The following is a 2,012-nucleotide window of genomic DNA, read 5'->3' as shown; positions in this document are numbered from 1 at the left end:
GCTACGGCGGGTTTTTTTGTGCCCGGCTGTTTGTCGCAAACAACCTGCAAAGCCGTCAAACGCGTGGGGACTTCGCAATGGGTCACTTCAATCGTCTGTAGTAAATTAAACAGACACGTTCGACGGGACAGCCCGCACACCGGGCTGTGTCGCAGGCCTTCCCTGGAGTCCGAACGACTCTTAACCGCTTTTCGCTTTCGAGAAGGAATCCTCCTGCATGCCCCATAGCGTTTCATTGATCAGCACGATTGCCGCCGGCCTGGGCCTGGCCCTGATTTTTGGTTTTCTTGCCGTGCGGCTGCGCTTGCCCGCGCTGGTGGGCTACCTGCTCGCGGGTGTGATCATCGGGCCGTTCACTCCCGGCTTTGTAGCGGATGCGGAGATCGCGAGCCAGCTCGCTGAAATCGGGGTGATGCTGCTGATGTTCGGAGTCGGGCTTCATTTCTCGCTGGACGACCTGCTGGCGGTGCGCAAGATTGCGGTGCCTGGCGCCATCGTGCAGATGACGGTCGCCACCGCGCTCGGCATGGGCCTCGCGCACTGGTGGGGCTGGAATCTCGGGGGAGCGCTGGTGTTCGGCCTGTCGCTGTCCGTCGCCAGTACCGTGGTGCTGCTTCGGGCCCTTGAAAGCCGCGGCATCCTCGACTCGGTCAATGGGCGGATTGCCGTGGGTTGGCTGGTCGTGGAGGACCTGGCCATGGTGCTGGTGCTCGTGCTGCTTCCGCCGCTGGGCGGCTGGCTGTCGGGCAAGGTCGATGCCGATGTCAATGCGCTGTGGAAAACACTGGGCATTACGCTGCTGCAAGTGGGCGGTTTTGTGGCGCTGATGCTGGTGGTGGGGCGCCGCTTCTTTCCCTGGGTGCTGTGGCAGGTGCAGCGCACCGGTTCGCGCGAGCTGTTCACGCTGTGCGTGGTGGCCGCCGCAGTGAGCATCGCTTTCGGCGCGACGGCGCTGTTCGGCGTGTCTTTCGCCCTGGGTGCTTTCTTCGCCGGCATGGTGATGCGCGAATCCGAGTTCAGCCACCGGGCGGCCGAAGAGTCGCTGCCTTTGCGCGACGCTTTCGCCGTGCTGTTTTTCGTATCGGTGGGCATGCTGTTCGACCCCTGGGTATTGCTGGAGCGGCCACTGCAGGTGCTGGCCGTGGTGGGCATCATCATCGTCGGCAAGACATTGGCGGCCGGCTTGCTGGTGATGGCATTTCGCTATCCGCTGAACACCGCGCTCACCGTCTCGGCCAGTCTCGCGCAGATCGGGGAGTTCTCTTTCATCCTGGTGGGCCTGGGTGCGTCGTTGGGCCTGCTGCCCCCTGAAGGGCAAAGCCTTGTGCTGGCGGGTGCGCTGATCTCGATTGCTCTAAACCAGTTGGTCTTCAAGGCAGTTGAACCCTTGCAGCAATGGATCCTGGCAAAGTCACCTCTGGCGCGCAAGCTGGAGGCCCGCGATGACCCGACGGCCGAGTTGCCGGCCACGACCGACCAGAAGTATTTGTCGAACCATGTGGTGCTGGTGGGCTACGGACGGGTAGGGCGGCGCATTGCCGATGCACTGAAGGCCCATCACATTCCGTTTGTGGTGGCAGAGCAGAATCGCGAGGCAGTGGAACGGCTTCGGGAGCAGGGTATTGCGGCCGTGTCTGGCGATGCGGTGGAGGCGGAAGTTCTGGTTCAGGCCCACATTGCGCAGGCGCGCATGCTCGTGATTGCGACACCCGACACGCTGGACGTCAGGCGTATGGTCGCCACTGCGCGTTCACTGAATCCAGCCATCGAAACCGTGGTGCGCACCCACAACGAGGCCGAGGCGCGCCTGCTCGACAACGAGAAGGCCGGCAAGGTCTTCCTCGGTGAGCAGGAGCTGGCACAGTCCATGGCGCGCCATGTGCTGGAGCGCGCCGGCGCGTCAACCGCAGCGCATTAGGCGCCTGCTCTGGCCCGCAACACGGCGGAGCGCACAAGCGCAAGCCTGTCGTTGCCGAAATACATGTCGTCGCCCACAAAGAAGGTAGGTGAAC

Annotated in this window: 1 protein-coding gene; it reads left to right on the top strand. The window is 63.2% G+C overall.

The features are described 5' to 3' along the window. Nucleotides 1–217 precede the first annotated feature (217 nt). Complete coding sequence (locus AC1DWI_RS21010; RefSeq protein ID WP_477669110.1) at nt 218–1,918, top strand: cation:proton antiporter domain-containing protein; 1,701 nt, start codon at nt 218–220, stop codon at nt 1,916–1,918. The last annotated feature ends 94 nt before the right edge of the window (nt 1,919–2,012 follow it).

Source organism: Polaromonas sp. P3_C2 (assembly GCF_056402675.1).
This window is presented reverse-complemented; position numbering and strand designations above follow the sequence as displayed.

What these genes read in the sequence shown, in the direction of transcription:
- AC1DWI_RS21010 (WP_477669110.1), top strand. Translation starts at nt 218, where the DNA reads ATGCCCCATAGCGTTTCATTGATCAGCACGATTGCCGCCGGCCTGGGC.